This is a genomic window from Sporosarcina sp. YIM B06819 (assembly GCF_033485175.1).
Classification (GTDB): Bacteria; Bacillota; Bacilli; order Bacillales_A; family Planococcaceae; genus Sporosarcina.
Map to the genome: position 1 here is coordinate 203,747 of NZ_JAWLIQ010000005.1, position 18,734 is coordinate 222,480.

Below are 18,734 nucleotides of genomic sequence, written 5' to 3' on the forward strand. Positions count from 1 at the left end.
CGTTAAGATTATTCAAAAGGAGTGAAGAGGAATTGAACTTTATTCCTCTTTAGAGGAGTGAGCGGAGATTGTCAGCAGTGGATAAAGAGATAGCGATAGATTGTTGTCTGCTTGCGGGGCGCTTAATGATGGAAGCGGGAGCTGAGACGTATCGTGTAGAGGATACAATGGAGCGCATAGCTGAAACGCAGGAATTGTCGGCAACGCATAGTTTTGTTACGCCCACGGGTATCATTTTTACGCCAGGTAGTCCGTATCATACCAAACTAATTCGGATTAAAAATCGATCGACGGATCTTGAAAAAGTAGCGCTTGTCAACGATGTTTCTCGCAAACTATCCGCGGATGAATATACACTGGAGCAAGCTTATGCCAAGCTGAAAGAAATTGAACAAGCCAATGTGATGTTTCCATTATGGCTGCAAGTGATTGCAGCAGCTGTCGCCAGCGGTTGTTTTCTAATTTTATTTGAAGGAATATGGTCAGATGTACCAGCGGCCGTTTTTGCTGGTGGGGTAGGATTTATCATCGCGACCAAAATGCAAGAGTTAACGAAAGTTAGTTTTTTCGCGGAGTTCGTCGCAGCCTTGTTTATCGGCCTGATTGGTTACGGTGCAATTTCGGTTGAGCTGGGTACGGAGTTGGATAAAATCATTATTGGCTCTGTCATGCCTCTTGTTCCGGGCTTGTTGATTACCAATGCCGTGCGTGATTTGATGGCGGGTCATTTTGTGTCTGGATTATCAAAAGGTGCCGAGGCATTTTTAACAGCTTTTGCCATTGGTGCTGGTGTGGCACTTGTTTTATCTTTTTGAGTAGAGAGGTGAAGAAGGTTGACGTGGGTTACGCAGGGGATTCTTAGTTTTCTGGCGGCCGCAGGGTTTGGTATTATTTTTAATGCACCGCGCAGGATGTTATTCTATTGTGGTTTTGTAGGCATGACGGGTTGGCTCATTTATAGTACGTTCAATCAGTATTCGGGTGATCCCATGCAAGCTTCTTTCCTTGGTGCTTTTACTGTCGCTATTGTTGCACATCTGTTTGCTAAACGCTTCAAAATGCCGATGATTATTTTTAGTGTTGCGGGCATCATCCCACTTGTTCCAGGAGGCATGGCTTATAATGCGATGCGTCATATTGTTGAAAATGATTATACAACATCCATTTCATATGCTTCGCGCGCTTTTATGGTGTCTGGTGCAATTGCGATGGGGCTTGTTTTTGCAGAAGTGATCATTCAGTTGTTCTTCCAATCAACGATGAGAAGAAAAAAGAAAAAATAACATGAAAAGGGAGTGCCTTTACATGCCAGGCACTCCTTTTCATTCATTTAATTGTCCAATAAAATTTTATCTCCACTGACGGGAGCGCTAATATAATAGCCTTGAATTGCATCTACGCCCATTGTTTTAAGTAACTCAAATTGCTCTTCGGTCTCGACGCCTTCTGCAACGACATACAAGCCTAACGACTTACCTAACTGAATCATTCCTTCGACAAGTCGCTGTGTCTTGGAATGTGTCAGTAAGGAGCGGATAAATAGCTTATCAATTTTCACCTTCGAGATAGGCAAGCTTTGTAGAAAACGGAATGATGCATAACCCGTTCCAAAATCATCGAGTGCGAACTTAATCCCTTCGTCTTGTAGCTCTTTCATCTGATGAATGATGGATTGCTCTTCTTCAGCTTGAAGTGCGAATTTCTCCGTAATTTCCAGTTGAATACTGCTTGCAGGACAGCTTGTTTCTTCAAGAATTTTAGTAATTTTGTCTTTCATGCGAGAATTGCTAAATTCACGGACAGAAGAGTTCACAGCAATACTGATGGCATGTCCTTTGTCATTCCATTCGGTAGCCAGTTTTGCGGCTTCTTCCAATACGAATGCACCGATTTCGTGGATAAGTCCATTTTCTTCTGCGATGGGAATCAGTTCGTCTGGTGAAATGTAACCAAGCTCTGAATCTTCCCATCTAACAAGCGCTTCATACATATTTACTTTATTGGCGGAAACATCAAATTGTGGTTGGTAGACGACTTGTAAATTGTTTTGGTTTAATGCAGTTAGCAATTTACGGTCAATGATTGCCCGTCTGTTTAGACCTTGGTGCGATGCGGCAGACAATGAAGCGATTTTCTTGCCACCGTTGTCCATAACATCTTTTGTTGCGACTAATGCAGCTTTCATCAAATGGTTATATGTCAATTGATCTTCAGGGTAACGAACGATACCTCCACTAACTGACAAGGGTATTGCGCTATTTTCGATATAAATAGGTTGTTGTTCAAGAAATTGTAAGAATCCTTGCACATACCAATCACCAAACGGTGTGAGAACCACAAATTCATTAACACCAATTCTTGCAATCGGGTTATCTTGGAAAAACCGCTTCAATCGATTGGTGAATGATTTAATAAGTTCTTTTTCCGATTCAGGGGACTGTAAATCTTTTAACGTGTAAAAGTGATCGATTGTGATATAAACAAAAGAGAAATGTTTGTCTTCTGCAATCGATTCATTGACAGTAGTTTCAAGCTTATAGCGACTCATCAATCCGGTTTCATAGTCGATAAAAGCAATTTGCTGGAGTCGTTCACGTAAATGGACATCATCTGTAATGTCTAACTCGAGGAACGTCACAGAAACGAGTCCAACACCGGCTTGTATAGATGGAACGGCAATCATCGTGACAAAGTAAGGCTCAGTTAAGCGTGTTGTTTTTTCAACAGTACCGAACCATGTCTTGCCGTTTGTGACGGTGTTCCAAATGGCGTGTGCTTGGTTTTGACTTGCCTCTGTTTCAGGAAACATTTGCCACAATGTCTTTCCGAGAATACGCTTTGGTGTCCATTTGCTTGTATCTAAAAAATTCTTATTGGCATAAATGATGGATCCTTCACTATCCGTTCGGTTTACCATGTAAAATTGCTCAAGGCTTTTCATGATGTCTGGAATTTCGGGTGATTCCGGCATGAGTTGCTCGTTTTGTGGTTTCATACAAAAGTCTCCTTCTGAATGTACTATACTCCTATTATAATGAAATTTTCCCATCTGTACATCCTGAAGTTGAAGAATAGATGACAATTTACTTATATCAAGAATAAATTGCTAGTGTAGAGGGGGTAAAAAGATGGAGAGACTAAAAGGAATTGTCATGATTATTTCGGGTGCCATGCTTTGGGGAGCTACGGGACCTATGATGGAGTGGATTCTATTGAACAGCGCCATGTCAGTTTCTTATATGCTGACAATACGCCTATTAATTGCGGGGACATTCTTGCTAGCTATGTTGAAAATGCAAGGCAAACCGATAGGTCTTCCATGGAAGCACAAGGTCTGGGCACGGCAGCTACTCATTTTTGGTGTATTTGGTATGCTTGGTGTCCAATACACGTTCGTTGCTGCTATTGAATCAAGTAATGCGGTCATTGCAACCTTATTTCAATTCCTTGCCCCGATTTTTATTATTATGTTCGTGACGTTTAGACACAGGGTGTGGCCACCTGTCGTACAGGTGTTAGGTATGTTCGTGACATTGATTGGACTATTTTTACTAATGACAAACGGCTCGCTTTCTGGATTTGCTTTGAGTCCAGTAGCAGTGATTTGGGGAATTGTACTTGGATTCACTTTTTCGTTTTATACATTGTACCCAGTCCGACTCATGCAAGAATGGGGCGTTCTACTCGTTATCGGTTGGGCAATGATTATCGGTGGTGTGACACTTTTCGTGACGAACCCTTTACGAATCATCACGCATCTCGACTATTTGGCAGATTGGAACGCAACGGCTATGCTTCTTCTTGTCATTATGGTTGGGACACTCGCCTTCATTTTATTTATGAGCAGTATGAAATACATATCGCCGGTTGAAACAAGCATATTATCAAGCTTTGAGCCGCTGACAGCAATGGTTATTTCTGTCTTGTGGTTGGGACAAGTACTCGGCATGTGGCAATTGACGGGGGCCATTGTCATGCTGATTGGCGTGACTTGGTTGTCGATTGCGGGGAGTAAGGTGAAGGCATAAGAATAGAAAAGGACCGATTCCCACTGGGGCTCGGTCCTTTTTTCTTAAGGTTACATATAAGTTTTCAATTCGCTGGTCTCACCTCTTGTCCGAAATATCGCGCGATTCAGTTTGGTTGGCTATACACAGTTCAGTAGCTATGGCATAATAAAGTCTACTAATTAAACACGCCTTGGCGTGTTTGCGTCCAGATTTTGAATTGAGCTTGAGGCCTACAGAGGGGAAGGATTGAACTGCATCCTTCCTTGTAGGTCATGCAGTCGTTGCGACAGGACGTCGCGAACTTAGACTGCCTTCCATAACTCCCTTCAAAATCTGTGACATCCGCCGGAGGCTTAAATCAACAGGAGGAAGGATTGAACTACATCCTTCCTTCTGTTGATTTAATGATTCGTAAAACGAAAGAGTTTTTGGGGGTTGAAAAATGAAAACAGTGTTTGCTTATGCTAAGCCGTACAAATGGTCAATAGTTATTGCCTTATTTCTAATGTTACTGGAACTATCTGTTGAGCTCATTCAGCCACTACTCATTCAAAAAATTATCGATGATGGCATTCTTGTGGGGGACGAGACCGTCATTTGGACATGGGGCAGTGTCATGATGGTGCTTGCATTCGTGGCTTTATTTTCAGGAGTCATCAATTCCTACTTTGCTGCGCATGCGGCACAAGGTTTTGGCTATGATTTACGTCAGGCACTTTTTCGTCAAGTGCAGGCATTTTCAATGGCAACGTTCCTGCGTTTTCCAACGGCCGGTCTCATTACGCGCCTAACGAGTGACGTGACAATGACGCAAAACATCCTATTCATGGGTCTCCGCATTATGATGCGTGCCCCGTTACTTGTCATCGGAAGTTTAATCATGGCATTCATCGTCAACGTTAAACTGGCTTTATGGTTAGTCATTGGTGCCCCGTTCTTGCTGATTTTCCTTTATTTCATGGCGAATAAAGGAGTCGGTTATTTTTCTGGGGTGCAGCAACGATTGGATCGAGTCAACCGCGTCATTCAGGAAAATTTACAGGCGGTCAGGCTGATTAAGGCTTATTTACGCGGTATGTACGAGGCGAGTCGTTTTTCAAAAGTATCTGATTTACTCAGAAAAGATACGGTTACAGCGATGCGCATGATGGAGCTCATCTTACCGGTTTTGCTCCTTATCATGAACGGCAGTTTAATGGCTGTGCTATGGTTCGGTGCTGTGGAAGTGCGAGAGGGTGGCGTACAAGTAGGGGAACTAGTTGCCATCGTCAACTATGCGATGCGCATGACAGGGGCGTTTTCAATGTTTGCCTTCATTATTGTTGCATTTTCACGTGCCAAGGCTTCGGCAGAACGGATGGAAGAAGTACTCCTTGCGAATGAAGACCTGGAAAATCACACAACGGAAAGTTCTGGATTCAGCCGGTTGGTGGGGGATTTGCGTTTTGATCATGTCTCCTTCCATTACCCCGGGAAACCAACACCTATATTGGATGACGTATCGTTTCATGTAGCAGCAGGAGAGAAGCTTGCCATTATGGGCGCAACTGGCTCTGGAAAATCGACCTTGCTAAACTTAATTCCACGTATTTTTGAAGCGACAGGTGGAGAGATTTTTGTCAGTGGCACTGAAGTAAAGGACTGGGCATTAAAGGATTTACGCGATACCATCGGACTTGTGCCACAGCAATCGATTTTATTCACAGGGTCGATCTTGGAAAACTTGTCGTGGGGCGATACCGAAGCACATGTGGATGAACTAGAACTAGCGGCTAAAAAAGCGCAAATCCATGAATCCATTGATCTGTTCCCGCAAAAGTATAGCACTCGGGTTGGGCAAAAAGGGGTGAACTTATCAGGTGGGCAAAAGCAGCGGCTGTCGATTGCGCGAGCGCTTGTCCGGAAACCGTCCATATTAATTTTAGACGACAGTACGAGTGCGTTAGATGTCAAAACGGAAACGGCATTATGGGATGCGCTTGAAGGAGAAGCTGCAACGATGCTCGTTGTGACGCAAAAAATTCGTACAGCGCAAGGGGCAGATAAAATTCTTCTCCTCGATGAAGGTAAGGTTGTTGGCTATGGCACACATGCCGACTTGATGGAACAATCTGCGCTCTACCGAAAAATAGCGCAATCGCAATCGGGAGAGGAGGTCGTGTCTGATGTTACGCAGCATTCGTAAGCCATTTGGCTATGAACCTATTATTATAAAAGATGATTTGAAAAATCCTAAAAAGAAAAAGGGAGAACGTGCAGGAAACTGGAAATCAGTGCTCTACCGTATTTGGAAGCTAGTTGACGAACAACGCGGCTTGCTAATAACCGTATTGGCCCTCGTTTTTGTCAGCTCCGTGTTGGCATTACTGGGACCACTGATGATTGGAAAAATCATTGACAACTATATTATTGCGATGCAGTTTGATGGTCTTGGCGGTCAAATCGGTCTTCTCATTGCTATCTATATTGGCTTGTCAGCCGCGACTTATTTTCAAAGTTTTTGGATGGTCGGCATTGCACAGCAAACGATTTTCCGATTACGTACGAGTTTATTTAGCCATCTTCAGAAGTTGCCAGTCACGTTTTTCGATAAACGGCAACATGGTGAATTGATGAGTCGAGTGACGAATGATATTGAAAACGTCAGTCAAACGCTGAACTCTTCCTTTATCCAAGTGTTTTCAAGTATTTTGACGCTGACGGGGACACTGGCGGTAATGTTGTATTTGAGTCCATTGCTGACGTTGCTGACGATGATTATCGTGCCAGTAATGTTTGTGGCGATGCGTTGGATTACACGCCGTACAGGTTTATTGTTTAAAGAGCAGCAGCGTGCAGTTGGGGAATTGAACGGTATGATTGAAGAAACGATTTCCGGCCAACGCATTGTTAAAGCATTCTCGCAAGAACAGCGTGTTATGGAAGAGTTTGCGGAGAAAAGTGATCGACTGCGGCGTACAGGTTTTTGGGCGTTGACGTACTCTGGTTTTATTCCCAAAGTGATGAATATGTTGAATAACGCTGCTTTTGCAGTTGTCGCGGGTGTCGGTGGACTATTGGCACTTAGAGGCGATGGGGTTGTGACGATTGGAACGATTGTGATTTTCTCGGAGTTTGCACGCCAGTTCACGCGCCCGCTTAACGATCTGGCAAACCAGTTCAACACAGTCCTGTCTGCGATTGCCGGGGCGGAACGTGTATTCAAGATTATGGATGAACCAGTTGAAGAAGATGAAGCGACAGGACATGCAGAGACAATTTTGCGAGGAGATGTTGAATTTCGCAACGTGTCATTTGGTTATGCAGTGGAAACCGATGGCTATACGGTTGATGGGGTTTCATTCCACGTAAAAGCGGGGGAGACGGCGGCGTTTGTTGGGGCAACGGGAGCGGGGAAGACAACGATTATGCAGTTGCTCGCTAGATTTTATGAGGTTGATAAAGGTGAAATCTATATTGACGGTATTCCGATTAGTGAGTTGCCGCGAAAAACATTGCGTAGTCAGACAGCGTTTGTGTTGCAGGATCCGTTTCTATTTGAAGCAACTGTGCTTGAAAATATTCGCTATGGTAAGCTGGATGCGACTGACGAGGAAGTCATGGCTGCGGCCAAAAAGGCCAATGCGCATAGTTTCATTAGCCGACTGGAAGATGGCTATGACACGGTGTTGACCGCGGATGGTGGTGAAATTTCACAAGGACAGAAGCAGTTATTGTCCATTGCAAGAGCGCTTGTCGCGGATCCTGTACTCCTTTTGCTGGATGAAGCCACGAGTAGCATTGATACAGTGACGGAATTGCAAATTCAAGAAGCACTTGATCGTTTGATGGCAGGCAGAACGAGCTTTGTCATCGCGCATAGATTGAACACGGTTCGCAAAGCTGATACCGTTTATGTAATGGAGCGAGGGAAACTGATTGAATCTGGAGACCAACAGGAATTAATTGAACGCCATGGGGCTTATTACAACATGTTGGCGGAGTCGAAAGTATAAAGTTAAAGGGCTACAAGGATATCTCCATCCTTGTAGCCCTTTTAACTTGAATCAGCAAATATTTTTATGCTAAAAGTGAAGCTTCGGATACAGAAGTCCAAACTCCCTGCTGATTCAAGTTAAGCCTCCGGCGGATGTCACAAATTTTGAAGGGAGCGGGAAGGCAACCTAAGTTCGCCGCGTCCTGCGGCAACGGTTGCATATCCGCATCCTGCGGGCACGCAAGCGCAATTCAAAATTTGGACGCAATTACGCCGAGGCGTAATTGATCATTGTATCTCTTCAATATCAAGCCTCGTGCCATCATCAAAGTCGACTTCTAGATCGAACTTCGAGTAAGTTTCTAGCTGGTACCATTTTAAAATTTTGTCGATTACTTCTTGAGGCGGTGTATCCTTGGTGATAAGAATATCCATAAAAAGCTTATCCAGCTCATCCATTGCGGCGCTGTCTGTCAATTTGATGTTGGTTAGTTTATTGTCGTAATCTGCCTCTAACTGTTTGCCCACCTTGTAATCGGCTTCAATTGCATCTTTGCCATCGACTTCAATATCAAGATCAAAGGATGTAAATCCGTAACCATCCCCGGTTTCAAGGGAGCCTCCCGCTTTCTCTTTTTCGTGAATAAGAGCCGCATCCTCCCGATTCGGTTTGTCGGCATTTTTCCCGAAGTTGCCGCATCCACTAAGTATCAAAGTGCCCGATAATGCTGCGGCGGCGAGTAATGTAAATTTGTGCATCTCTACCACACCTTTCAAATAAATTTCTTATACGTAGTTTACCTAAATACGGCTGAATTAAACCAAAGAGCGTTTCATGCAATAAAAAAACCGGCTTTTCAGCCGGCGTAGAAAAATAATAGATAATAGCAAAATCCGTTATGGAATTACCACTTCGCAATATGTTCTTCTGAGCAACCAAGCATGTTGCGAATATACAACGTGGAGCCGTCTAGGAGCTGCACTGTACCATTGAAGTAGCCAACAAGCTGGTGAACTTCCGTACGAATAACTTTGACATTGGTTGTAGCTATGCGTTCAAAAAAGGGTGTAAATTTGAGGTCGACGGTATCTGAAAACTTTGTTCGAATTTTCCAAGGTCCCATAAAATTGGTCTTGTCATAACTAAACAGTACATCTTCATGAATTTTAGTCATCAGTCCATCTACAAATACAGCATTCTCTGTCATCCCGGTACCATCCGTCCACTTCCCGCCGAAATTCAGCCCGATTCGGCGATTGCCAAGGCGCTGCGATGCCATCGCCCAGTTCCACTCTGTGTTACGTGGCCAGATGCCTCTTCCATAATCGAGCACAGCAAAACTGTATTCGGGATTGAAATCATAACGCCGTTCGCCAATCTTCACAAAGCCTGATGTTGGTAGCGAGTGATGCTTCGCAGTGAATTGAAAAATGTCCCGACTTTTAGGAATAACGACATTCAACGACTCGTCGTCTGGTGGATGAGTAATATGCAGATCCGCATGAAGCACTTCATTGTCAAAGTCTTGGATGGTTACGGATAGATGCGTTTCGCCTTGGATATTGACAATTTGAACAGTCAAGCTGTCATTGACGAATTTGACGCTTTCAAGAACTTCCTCCGGCATTTTAACAGTACGTCCGACGGGGATAGTAATTTGTTTTTCATAAAATCGTTGCGTTTCGTAATCCAAAATATAGACCAAACAGACAACTGCATAATCGAGATGGCTGATTGTCGCAGAAAATAGCAAATCCTCTCCGTACACACACCAATAATTCCATTTTTTCTTGCGCATAAAATGACCCGTCAAATTACTCTTAATAAGAGGTTGCCGGGCAAAACCGATTGCTTCTGGATTTAATAGCCCCTTGCCGTCACATAGCGCAACAGGGCTGGTGATTTCTCTTTCTGCATGCTGCATGAAGACTCCCCCTGCCTATTGTCTTTTTTGAATATTGTTGTTATACTTTTATTGTACCAAATTTTTGGGGCATTAGCTCAGCTGGGAGAGTGCTTCGCTGGCAGTGAAGAGGTCACCGGTTCGAGCCCGGTATGCTCCATATGAAACACGAAGAGCACCCGATTTATTCGGATGCTTTTTTTAGTGCATTGAATCATCTACTACTGCCTGTAAAGAAAGGAAAATAGCAATGATTGATAATAGTATATTACCTTTTGATACGACTTTATTGGAAGTACTTGAAGATATGGTGTTTATTTCGAAAGTGGAACAGGATTCGACGTTTACCTATGCTTATTTCAATCATTTGGCTATTCAACATGCCAATGTAAACCGGGATGCAATCGGTAAGACCTTTAGTGAAACGCATGATCTAGAGCTTAGTACGTTCTTGTACAATCAATATAGCAAAGTCTTGCAAACTAAAGAACTACTGATTTATGAAGATTCTTATCTATCCTCTTTAGGAGTCAGGAAATATTCAAACACCCGATTGACGCCTTTATTTGATCTGACGGGGACATGTACATATATTATAGGTGTTGTGAAAGATATTACAACTGAAAAACTCGCACAATTAGATAGTGAAATTTCGTGGAATAAGCTTGTGGAAAGTGAAAAGCAATTCCGAATCATTGCCGAAAATGCCCAAGACGTCATTGCGCTGATAAATGAAAAGCTTGCGTACACGTATGTTTCTCCTTCTAGTAACGAAGTTTACGGGTTTGATTCCTTTGAATATATTGGGAAATCAGCAATTTGGCATGTGCACCCGGAGGATATATCTCGTTTGGAACAGGGCTTTATAGAAGTATTGTTAGGGGCCAAAACATCTAGTTTGCGTCTAAGAATTAAGCATAAGGTGGACGGCTGGCTGTGGTCGGAATTGAAGGTGACGCCTGTAAATGATAAATGGAATAATTTTAAGCATATGGTCATGATTATCCGTGATGTAACGTTACAAAAAAAGAATGAAGATCAACTTGAATACTTTGCGTACCATGATTTTTTGACGGAGTTGCCAAATCGTCGCCTTTTTACGGATCGATTACAGACAAAATTGGATCATTTTCGGGATAGCGGAAAAGGTTTTGCGGTTTGTCTGCTTGATATCGATCATTTTAAAAATATTAATGATCAATTCGGCCATGAAGTAGGTGATTGCGTCATTCGGGAATTTGGTAAGAGATTATCTGGAAACATCGGCAAAGATGCAATGGCTGCGCGTCTTGGTGGGGATGAATTTGTCCTTCTACTGCCTAATGTAGGAACGGAAGAACTTGCTCAGAAAACTGCGATGGCTGTTAAATCTGCTATGAAAGAACCGTGGTCAATGAGGCATAAGATGTTGCATGTGACGACCAGCATGGGGATTTCCCTCGTTTCATCTACAGAGGCAACAGTTACCTCTGTCTTGAAAGATGCTGACGATGCAATGTATGAAGCTAAAAAGTCAGGAAGAAACTGTTTTCATATCATACATTCTTCATAAGTATCCGGTCTATTCGGGTACTTTTTTAGTGCTGTAATTTATATAGATCGTCTCAAGGCTACTTCTCTAATGCATTCCGCCCAATTTATTTTCATATGGTGGCGTAGGGAGGGATTTCACAATGTACGACAGGGAAGCCGCTGTCCGCTATGCGAACCAGTGGTGGAACGGCCGCAATCCGGCATTTCCATCGTTTGATGTGGATTGTACCAATTTTATATCGCAATGTTTGTTGGCGGGTGGGGCGCCGATGCACGGCTATCCGAATCGTGAGCGAGGCTGGTGGCTGCAAGGGGGGACATGGAGTTTTAGTTGGTCAGTGGCTCATTCATTGCGCTGGTATTTAGCCACTTCGAAAAAAGGATTGACGGCTACACAAGTGTCGTCGGCCGAGCAACTAGGATTAGGGGACGTCATTGCCTATGATTTTGAAGGGGATGGTCGCTACGATCACTCCACCATTGTTACTGCGAAGGTGGGCGGGGTTCCTTTCGTCAATGCGCATACATTCGACGCACAACATCGCCTGTGGGACTATAAGGATTCCTATATGTTTTCCCCCAACGCCAAGTACGTCTTTTTTAAAATCAACGACCAATTTTCATAAACAAAAGCAGTCCGCCTTTAGTAGTTATACTAGTAGGCGGACTGCTTCTATTTATTAATCAAACCACAATACAGCAAGCGTCCCCTCGCCCGCATGAACCGCAAGAACGGAGCTGATATCGCCAATTTTCACTTCAAGATTAGGTACCTGCTCTGTAATCAGGTTTTTCAAATGGATGGCCTGATCCAAAACGTTACCGTGCATGAGATGGATATTCCTTTTCCCTGCATGATCACTAGCCGCTATTTTATCAACTAAGTATTGCAGTGCCTTCTTCTCGGAACGTACTTTATCGATAGCTACCAGTTCGCCATCCTTCGAAAGTTGAACAATCGGTTTCACTTTCAACAAACTGCCAAGGAAAAACTGCACGCCGCTCATTCTGCCTCCCTTGTACAATTGGTCAAGCTGACCGATTAAGATGTAACTATGCATTGTTCCAGCCAGTTTCTCAAGCTCCGCTTTAATGGCTGGCACGCTTGCTCCATTGCTGTACATATCCATGCCTTTTTCAATTAACCCCGTAATGCCGTAGGACAGCGACAGTGAATCGATAAACGTTACAGGAAATCCAGCAAGTTCAGCCCCAGTCGTCGAGGAAGCGAGCGTCCCGCTTAATTTGCTGGATACGTGAATCGCGATGGCTTGTTCATACTGCTCTGCAATTACTTTAAAACGTTCTGCGAACTCCCCAGCGGAAGGCTGTGATGATTTTGGGAATTCTTCTGCATTTTTTATTTTAGCGTATAATTGTTCGGGAGTTAGGTCGACCCCATCGACAAACTGTTTTTCACCGAAATGTATATTCAAAGGAACTGAAAAGAAATCGGGATGTCGTTGAAGTTCCTCTGAAACATAAGCGGTACTGTCTACAATCCATGCAATCGGCTTTTTATTCATAAAGTAAATCAATCCTTATCTATGTTTTTTTAATTGCTATTATTATACCACGAAAAGTAATTCGGATGTATTCTGAAAGTTATCAGTAGAGTGATATTTGGAGAGTGAAGTGTCAACTTGGCTGTGGTTGGGGTATAATGAATGCAGTATGGAGTAAAGGGGATATGTTTTATGAATGAACAAGCTTTGTCTGTTAGGGATGCGATTATTTCGCGTCGTTCGATAAAGAATTTTAATGGCCAGCCGGTAGATCCGGAAAATATTGCTGAGATAATGGAAGATGCTACATGGGCGCCGAATCACGGTAACCGAAATCCATGGCGCTTTGTTGTCGCAGCCGATAAAGCGTATGTGAAGTTTCTCGATATTTTACGTGAATACGGTGTGGCAAAATGGCAGGATTTATCGGAAGAGGATCTTGAAAAACAAATGAAGAAATTCACAGGACCTGGTGCAGTTGCATTTGTTATTGTTCCAGAAGATGCTCGTCAAAAAGAACGCTTAGAAGACTACGCAGCTGCGAGCATGTTCATCCAAAATGTTCAGCTTCTTGCGTGGGATAAAGGGATTGGGACATGCTGGAAAACGCCTGGCTTCCTCGATAATCCAAAGTTTAGAGATGAGCTTGGTGTCAAACCTGGCGAGCGAATCATCAGCATGATGCAATTTGGTTATTTCGATGAAATTCCAAAAGCACGTGCTAGAAAACCGCTTGATGAAATTGTCACGTATTATGGACAGGACGAAGAATAAGAAAATAGATTACGCCAGGATTGCATATTAGTATGCAATCCTGGCGTTTTTTGTTATTAATATTTATTGTGAAATGATGGGCGCGCGAAGAGTGTCTCCGCGCGCAAAGCGCATAAAAAACCGGACCCTCTCAACAAGAATCCGGCACAACAATCATTTCTTCAATTCATCCTTCGTAAAACCAGCAATTTCATAGTAATAATCACCAATGACACGTAGCCCTTGATCAAAATTCTCTAAATGGAAATGCTCATTAGGCGCATGGAAATTTTCCGTCGAGAGCCCGAAGCCCATTAGAACAACAGGTAGCTGTAAGATTTCGTCGAAAGCGGCAACAATCGGAATTGATCCGCCGCCTCGGATATAAGCAGTTGGCACATTATACACTTTTTCATAAGAGCGACCTGCTGCCTGAATAGCAGGATGGTCAAACGGAGTGATGAACGGCTTCCCTTTATCGAATTCACTCACTGTCACCGTTACGCCCACTGGCTTATGCGCTTCAATATGTGCTTTCAATTTTTCGATGATGTCATCTGGATCTTGATCAGGCACAAGGCGACACGTGATTTTTGCACTTGCTTCCGCCGGCAACACAGTTTTGATGCCTTCGCCTGAAAAGCCGCCGAATACACCGTTCACTTCAAGCGTTGGGCGAGTCCATGTACGTTCCAAATATGAAAATCCTTTTTCACCAAATAGTTCTGTCACACCAACTTCTTCTTTTAATGCTTCTTCATCGAAATCCAGAGCCTTGTAAGCATCGCGTTCTTCGTCAGCGAGTGGACGGACTGTATCGTAAAACCCTTCAATTGCAATCGTACCTTCTTGATCGCGGAAGGAAGCCAAAACTTCTGCTAGCGCATGAATTGGATTAGCTACGCCGCCTCCATATAACCCTGAATGCAAGTCACTCTTCGCGCCTCTTACATCGATTTGCACGCCACATAATCCGCGTAATCCGTAACAAACCGCCGGATGTCCTGGTCCTTGCATGCCCGTATCGGAAATAACGATGACGTCAGCCGCCAGCTTGTCCTTATTGGCCTCAATATATTTCTCCAAATTCGGACTACCGACTTCTTCTTCCCCTTCAATGAAAAACTTCACGTTGATTGGCAAACTACCCATCTTCTCAATCAATGCCTCAACCGCTTTGACATGCATAAATACTTGCCCTTTATCATCACTTGCGCCCCGCGCAAATAATTTATTATCACGGATTTCGGGTTCGAATGGCGCGCTTTCCCATAGATGCAGTGGATCAACAGGCTGCACATCATAATGTCCGTAGACTAGAATCGTCGGTTTACCTTCTGCATGGAGCCAATCACCGTACACAACAGGATGTCCATCTGTTTCATCAATCGATAAGTTTTCAAGCCCCGCCTTTTCGAATGAATCCTTGAGCCACTCTGCTGCCTTGTGCATATCCCCTTTATGCTCAGATAAAGAGCTGATACTTGGAATGCGAAGGAATTCCTTTAATTGTTCAAGATGTTCGTCGCGTTGTTCTGTAAAATAACCGTCAAGTGTCTTTAAGTGAGTCAACAAAATCCCTCTTTTCGAAATAATTAAGCTAATAGAAAGAGTATAACAGACAGATGGAAATGGAGTAAGTAAGTCAGACGTAAATATGAATATTATGGTATGCTATCTTAAATAACAAACCGAACGGAAACCAATAATGGGAGGAAACGCTTTTGTTTATAGCACTTGGGTTCTTTTTATGTATGTCGTTCTTCTTATCCGGAAGTGAAACGGCATTAACAGCAGTTAATAGGATGAAGGTCCAGTTTCGTGCAGATCAGGGTGATGTGCAGGCAATCAGGCTGCAGCAACTGATTTTGAAACCGGACCGAATGATTACAGCCATATTAATTGGCAATAATATCGCAAATATTATGATGCCAACAATCGTGACAATGATTGCTATCGACAAAGGTCTGAGTGTTGGCCTTTGGACAGGAGTCTTGACGGTAATACTTATTGTTTTTGGTGAAGTGTTACCGAAGACAATTGCCGCGACATTTGCTGATCGTGTTGCTTATATCGTTGCTCCACCGATCGCTATTTTTGTGAAAGCCTTGACGCCACTTACAGTTATCCTATCTTTATTCACTAATGTTTTCATTCGAATTATTTCGAAGGGCACTGTGACGGAAGCGAAGTTGACGAAGGATGACTTGAGGTCGATGGTAGACATTGCTTCTTTTGAAGGGACGTTTAAGCAGGAGGAATCGAATCGTTTGAAGGAAGTGCTCGATTTCCCTGAAAAAGATGTGTCTGACGTTCTTGAAACGCACCGTACAGATATCGTAGGCTTGCCGATTGAAGCGACGTACGAAGAAGTGCGTGATACGATATTGGAATATTTCTATACACGTTATCCGGTGTATGATGACAATATGGATACGATTGTCGGCATGTTTTATTCGAAAATGTTTATCGAGTGGACAATGCATCCAGAGAAGAAGCTCAGTGAGTTGATTGATCGTAATCCACTGTATGTCGTGCAATCTGCTAGCGTTGAGAAAGTGTTCAAGTTAATGCTTGCGAAGAAGAAGCATATGGCGGTTGTGTTAGATGAATATGGTGGGACGCTTGGTATTGTGACGCATGAAGATATTATGGAAGAGATGATTGGCCAGGACATTGAAGATGAGACGGATATTGATGAAGAAGTTCTGGTCTATGAACAAGCAGAAAATAAGCTCATTTGTCATGGGCGTCTTGAGATTGTAGAAGCGATGGAACTGCTAGACATCGAGTTGCCGATGGATCATGACACGCTGGGTGGGTTCGTTTTACAAGAGCTCGGTCACGTTCCGGAGCCGGGAGAACGATTTACATACAATCATCTGCATTTTGAAATCGATGAGATGGAGCGCAGTCGAATCATCCGTATGACGATTACAATTCGTAACGATGAATAGCACCAAGAATCCCTGCAGCTAGCTCGTCTAGTTGCAGGGATTCTCTTATAGTGACGGAATGTTCACGTTCCCTTACACGTTTGTAAGTAAACTGAAAGAGAATACGATGGTTTGAAATGTTGTGATTGTTGATAATAGGGATAACAGATTGAAGGCGGAGGCGTTATCCTATGAAAAAAAATCTCAACGTGTTGTATGAAGAGTACGGCCGATACATATATCATTTATGTCTTAAATTGACACGTAATAAAGAAGAAGCAGAAGATCTTATGCAAGATGTATGGTTGAAGGTTGTTCGTTACAGCGGGCGAATGGATGACGTCGATCATATGAAAGCGTGGCTGACGACGATTTGCATGAATACCTTCCGCGATCGTTATCGAAAAGATGTCAGAAGAAGTAAGCATGTCATGAATCAGCCAGACTCACTGGATGTACCCATTCTAGATCTTGTGCCAAGCGACAGTCTGACACCGGCCGAGTTACTGGAGCAAAATGATATCCAATCACTTGTCCAACAAAAAATTGGTGAACTTGATGCGATTTATAGAAAAACAATCGAATATTTCTATGTCCATCAATTTTCACTTATCGAAATTGCGGAAGTGATGAAAGTATCAATTGGCACAGTGAAATCGCGTTTGTTCCGCGCCAAGAAATATTTGAAGGAATTAATGATGGAAGACACTGCGGTACGTGAATACGTTATCGCGTGACATAAATAAGCATAAAAAAGGCTATCCATTCCCAGGATAGCCTTTTGTCATTCAAATTCCGCCAGTTGTTTATTTAGTTCGGCTAATCGTTCTTCCATCGTCGCTAGGCGTAGCTCCGCTTTCTTGACGAAGCTATTATTGCCTGTCGATTCGAGCTTCTCTATATCACCTTGTAGATTGATATAATCCATTTTGAGTTCAACAATCGCATTTTCTACTTGACGTTTATTCATAAGGAAAACACCTCGCATTTTCCCTTAGTGTAGCATATTGAGCGTTTCTTTTCCTACGGGTCGCTTCGGATACTCGAGGTAGTAGCGAATAGCTTCGCATACAGCATCTTTGCCGTCGCCGATGCCGAGGGCTGTTTGTCGTGCAATGGCTTTTTTGCGTAGTGGCTCGTGTAGCAATGGTTCCATAACAGCGTTGAGCAAGCTAGATTGTTTTATTTTCCGACCTAGGCCGAGATGGATGAATCCATGTTGTTCTTTCGGAAAGGCCAGTCCGAGTTCAAAATCATTTTGTGCCAGTACGACACAAGGAATGCCCATTACTGCCACCTCATAGGGCATATAGCCAGAAGAACACAAAATAACATCTGCATCTGCGCATACTTCGGTAAAATGTTGAGGATGCTCTAATATGGTTGTGTTGCGTCTACCGAGAGCCATCATACGTAACGTACTTGTATCATGCGCATACTTTTCACCGACAACAACGGTCACTTTGAGTGGGATTTGTAGCTGCATCATATGGCGTAATGCTCGGTATGTCAAATTTCCGGCGTCTTCATCACCGAATGAAATAACGAGATGAGGCAGTGGACCGGGACGTTGTTTGCGAAGGCCGATTTGTTTCAATGAAGCCATCTTGTCATCGGCTATGAAGCTTTCGATGCCTACGACATAATGATCCGGCACTTTATCATTTGAGTCAGCATACAATGTTTGAAATACAAGATCTGCAAAATTACCGCCGTCTCCGAAATCATCAAAATGGATGATGGAAGGGACGAGCTCACGAATGTGTTCGACTTCTTCGCGTAACGTGGAGCCACTGTCACGGATCAACAGGTCCGGCTTCATCGCTGTGATGGCTTGCAAAAAAGCCGTACTATTGACGGTTGAAATCGCTCTGAAGCCATCGGGTGCCGGAGGTGAATCTGCTCCGACTAAAAATACGATATCTGTTTCTGCAGCTAGTTGAAGTGCAATCATAGCTGCCCTACGTGCGGGGTATGTCCCTTTTCCGGCTGACTGGGAAATGTAGATAGCGACTCTTTTCTTTTCTTGTCCGTCTATTGGAATCACCCTTTCATGCAACATTGATAAATCTATCTCTCCACGGTATGTGAAAAGACTAGTAGATATACGTATTCAC

General features: G+C 43.4%; 17 protein-coding genes and 1 tRNA gene. 11 read left to right on the forward strand and 7 right to left on the reverse strand.

The genetic code is table 11. The features are described from left to right. The first annotated feature begins 68 nt into the window (after positions 1-68). Both R2B72_RS03745 and R2B72_RS03750 read left to right on the forward strand, forming a co-directional pair. Positions 69-815, forward strand: a complete 747-nt coding sequence (locus R2B72_RS03745; RefSeq protein ID WP_318614910.1) for a threonine/serine exporter family protein — start codon at positions 69-71, stop codon at positions 813-815. Between the two features lie 18 nt (positions 816-833). Beyond that, entirely contained in the window at positions 834-1,283 is a 450-nt protein-coding gene (locus R2B72_RS03750; RefSeq protein WP_318614911.1) for a threonine/serine exporter family protein, read from the forward strand. Between the two features lie 47 nt (positions 1,284-1,330). Here the strand turns inward: R2B72_RS03750 and R2B72_RS03755 are convergent, their stop codons facing one another. Continuing rightward, complete coding sequence (locus R2B72_RS03755) at positions 1,331-2,995, reverse strand: EAL domain-containing protein (protein ID WP_318614912.1); 1,665 nt, start codon at positions 2,993-2,995, stop codon at positions 1,331-1,333. A 133-nt stretch (positions 2,996-3,128) separates the two neighbouring features. Between R2B72_RS03755 and R2B72_RS03760 the strand changes: the two genes are divergently transcribed. From R2B72_RS03760 to R2B72_RS03770, 3 genes are all read left to right on the forward strand, one after another. Next, positions 3,129-4,028 (forward strand): DMT family transporter, encoded by a 900-nt coding sequence (locus R2B72_RS03760; protein WP_318614913.1) that lies wholly within the window; start codon positions 3,129-3,131, stop codon positions 4,026-4,028. 424 nt (positions 4,029-4,452) lie between these two features. Continuing rightward, a complete protein-coding gene (locus R2B72_RS03765) occupies positions 4,453-6,195 on the forward strand; it encodes an ABC transporter ATP-binding protein (protein WP_318614914.1) in 1,743 nt (580 codons plus the stop codon). After that, positions 6,176-8,005 carry an ABC transporter ATP-binding protein gene (locus R2B72_RS03770; RefSeq protein WP_318614915.1) on the forward strand — a complete coding sequence of 610 codons (1,830 nt, stop codon included), beginning with the start codon at positions 6,176-6,178 and terminating at the stop codon, positions 8,003-8,005. Before R2B72_RS03765 ends, R2B72_RS03770 begins: the two co-directional genes overlap by 20 nt. Positions 8,006-8,274: 269 nt before the next feature. Here the strand turns inward: R2B72_RS03770 and R2B72_RS03775 are convergent, their stop codons facing one another. Both R2B72_RS03775 and R2B72_RS03780 read right to left on the reverse strand, forming a co-directional pair. Beyond that, positions 8,275-8,745 (reverse strand): YusW family protein, encoded by a 471-nt coding sequence (locus R2B72_RS03775; RefSeq protein WP_318614916.1) that lies wholly within the window; start codon positions 8,743-8,745, stop codon positions 8,275-8,277. Positions 8,746-8,891: 146 nt separating this feature from the next. Next, positions 8,892-9,911 (reverse strand): DUF2804 domain-containing protein, encoded by a 1,020-nt coding sequence (locus R2B72_RS03780; RefSeq protein ID WP_318614917.1) that lies wholly within the window; start codon positions 9,909-9,911, stop codon positions 8,892-8,894. Positions 9,912-9,977: 66 nt separating this feature from the next. Between R2B72_RS03780 and R2B72_RS03785 the strand changes: the two genes are divergently transcribed. From R2B72_RS03785 to R2B72_RS03795, 3 genes are all read left to right on the forward strand, one after another. Further along, a tRNA-Ala gene (locus R2B72_RS03785) sits at positions 9,978-10,050 on the forward strand. Positions 10,051-10,140: 90 nt separating this feature from the next. After that, the gene (locus R2B72_RS03790; protein ID WP_318614919.1) at positions 10,141-11,442 is read left to right on the forward strand and encodes a diguanylate cyclase domain-containing protein; all 1,302 of its coding nucleotides are present in this window, start codon (positions 10,141-10,143) and stop codon (positions 11,440-11,442) included. 121 nt (positions 11,443-11,563) lie between these two features. Then, entirely contained in the window at positions 11,564-12,049 is a 486-nt protein-coding gene (locus tag R2B72_RS03795) for an amidase domain-containing protein (protein WP_318614920.1), read from the forward strand. 54 nt (positions 12,050-12,103) lie between these two features. Here the strand turns inward: R2B72_RS03795 and R2B72_RS03800 are convergent, their stop codons facing one another. Continuing rightward, entirely contained in the window at positions 12,104-12,949 is an 846-nt protein-coding gene (locus R2B72_RS03800; protein WP_318614921.1) for a DegV family protein, read from the reverse strand. Between the two features lie 171 nt (positions 12,950-13,120). Between R2B72_RS03800 and R2B72_RS03805 the strand changes: the two genes are divergently transcribed. Then, the gene (locus R2B72_RS03805; RefSeq protein ID WP_318614922.1) at positions 13,121-13,702 is read left to right on the forward strand and encodes a nitroreductase; all 582 of its coding nucleotides are present in this window, start codon (positions 13,121-13,123) and stop codon (positions 13,700-13,702) included. Positions 13,703-13,855: 153 nt separating this feature from the next. Here R2B72_RS03805 and R2B72_RS03810 read toward each other — a convergent pair whose 3' ends face one another. Then, positions 13,856-15,253 (reverse strand): dipeptidase, encoded by a 1,398-nt coding sequence (locus R2B72_RS03810; protein WP_318614923.1) that lies wholly within the window; start codon positions 15,251-15,253, stop codon positions 13,856-13,858. A gap of 152 nt (positions 15,254-15,405) precedes the next feature. Here R2B72_RS03810 and R2B72_RS03815 point away from each other — a divergent pair, with 152 nt between their 5' ends. Together R2B72_RS03815 and R2B72_RS03820 are read left to right on the forward strand one after the other, a co-directional pair. Then, the gene (locus R2B72_RS03815) at positions 15,406-16,638 is read left to right on the forward strand and encodes a hemolysin family protein (RefSeq protein ID WP_318614924.1); all 1,233 of its coding nucleotides are present in this window, start codon (positions 15,406-15,408) and stop codon (positions 16,636-16,638) included. A gap of 170 nt (positions 16,639-16,808) precedes the next feature. Further along, on the forward strand, positions 16,809-17,354 hold the full coding sequence (locus R2B72_RS03820) for an RNA polymerase sigma factor (protein WP_318614925.1): 546 nt from the start codon (positions 16,809-16,811) through the stop codon (positions 17,352-17,354). Positions 17,355-17,401: 47 nt separating this feature from the next. Here R2B72_RS03820 and R2B72_RS03825 read toward each other — a convergent pair whose 3' ends face one another. Together R2B72_RS03825 and R2B72_RS03830 are read right to left on the reverse strand one after the other, a co-directional pair. Further along, positions 17,402-17,587 (reverse strand): SE1832 family protein, encoded by a 186-nt coding sequence (locus tag R2B72_RS03825; RefSeq protein ID WP_318614926.1) that lies wholly within the window; start codon positions 17,585-17,587, stop codon positions 17,402-17,404. Between the two features lie 24 nt (positions 17,588-17,611). Further along, positions 17,612-18,679 carry a hypothetical protein gene (locus R2B72_RS03830; RefSeq protein WP_318614927.1) on the reverse strand — a complete coding sequence of 356 codons (1,068 nt, stop codon included), beginning with the start codon at positions 18,677-18,679 and terminating at the stop codon, positions 17,612-17,614. Between the last annotated feature and the right edge of the window lie 55 nt (positions 18,680-18,734).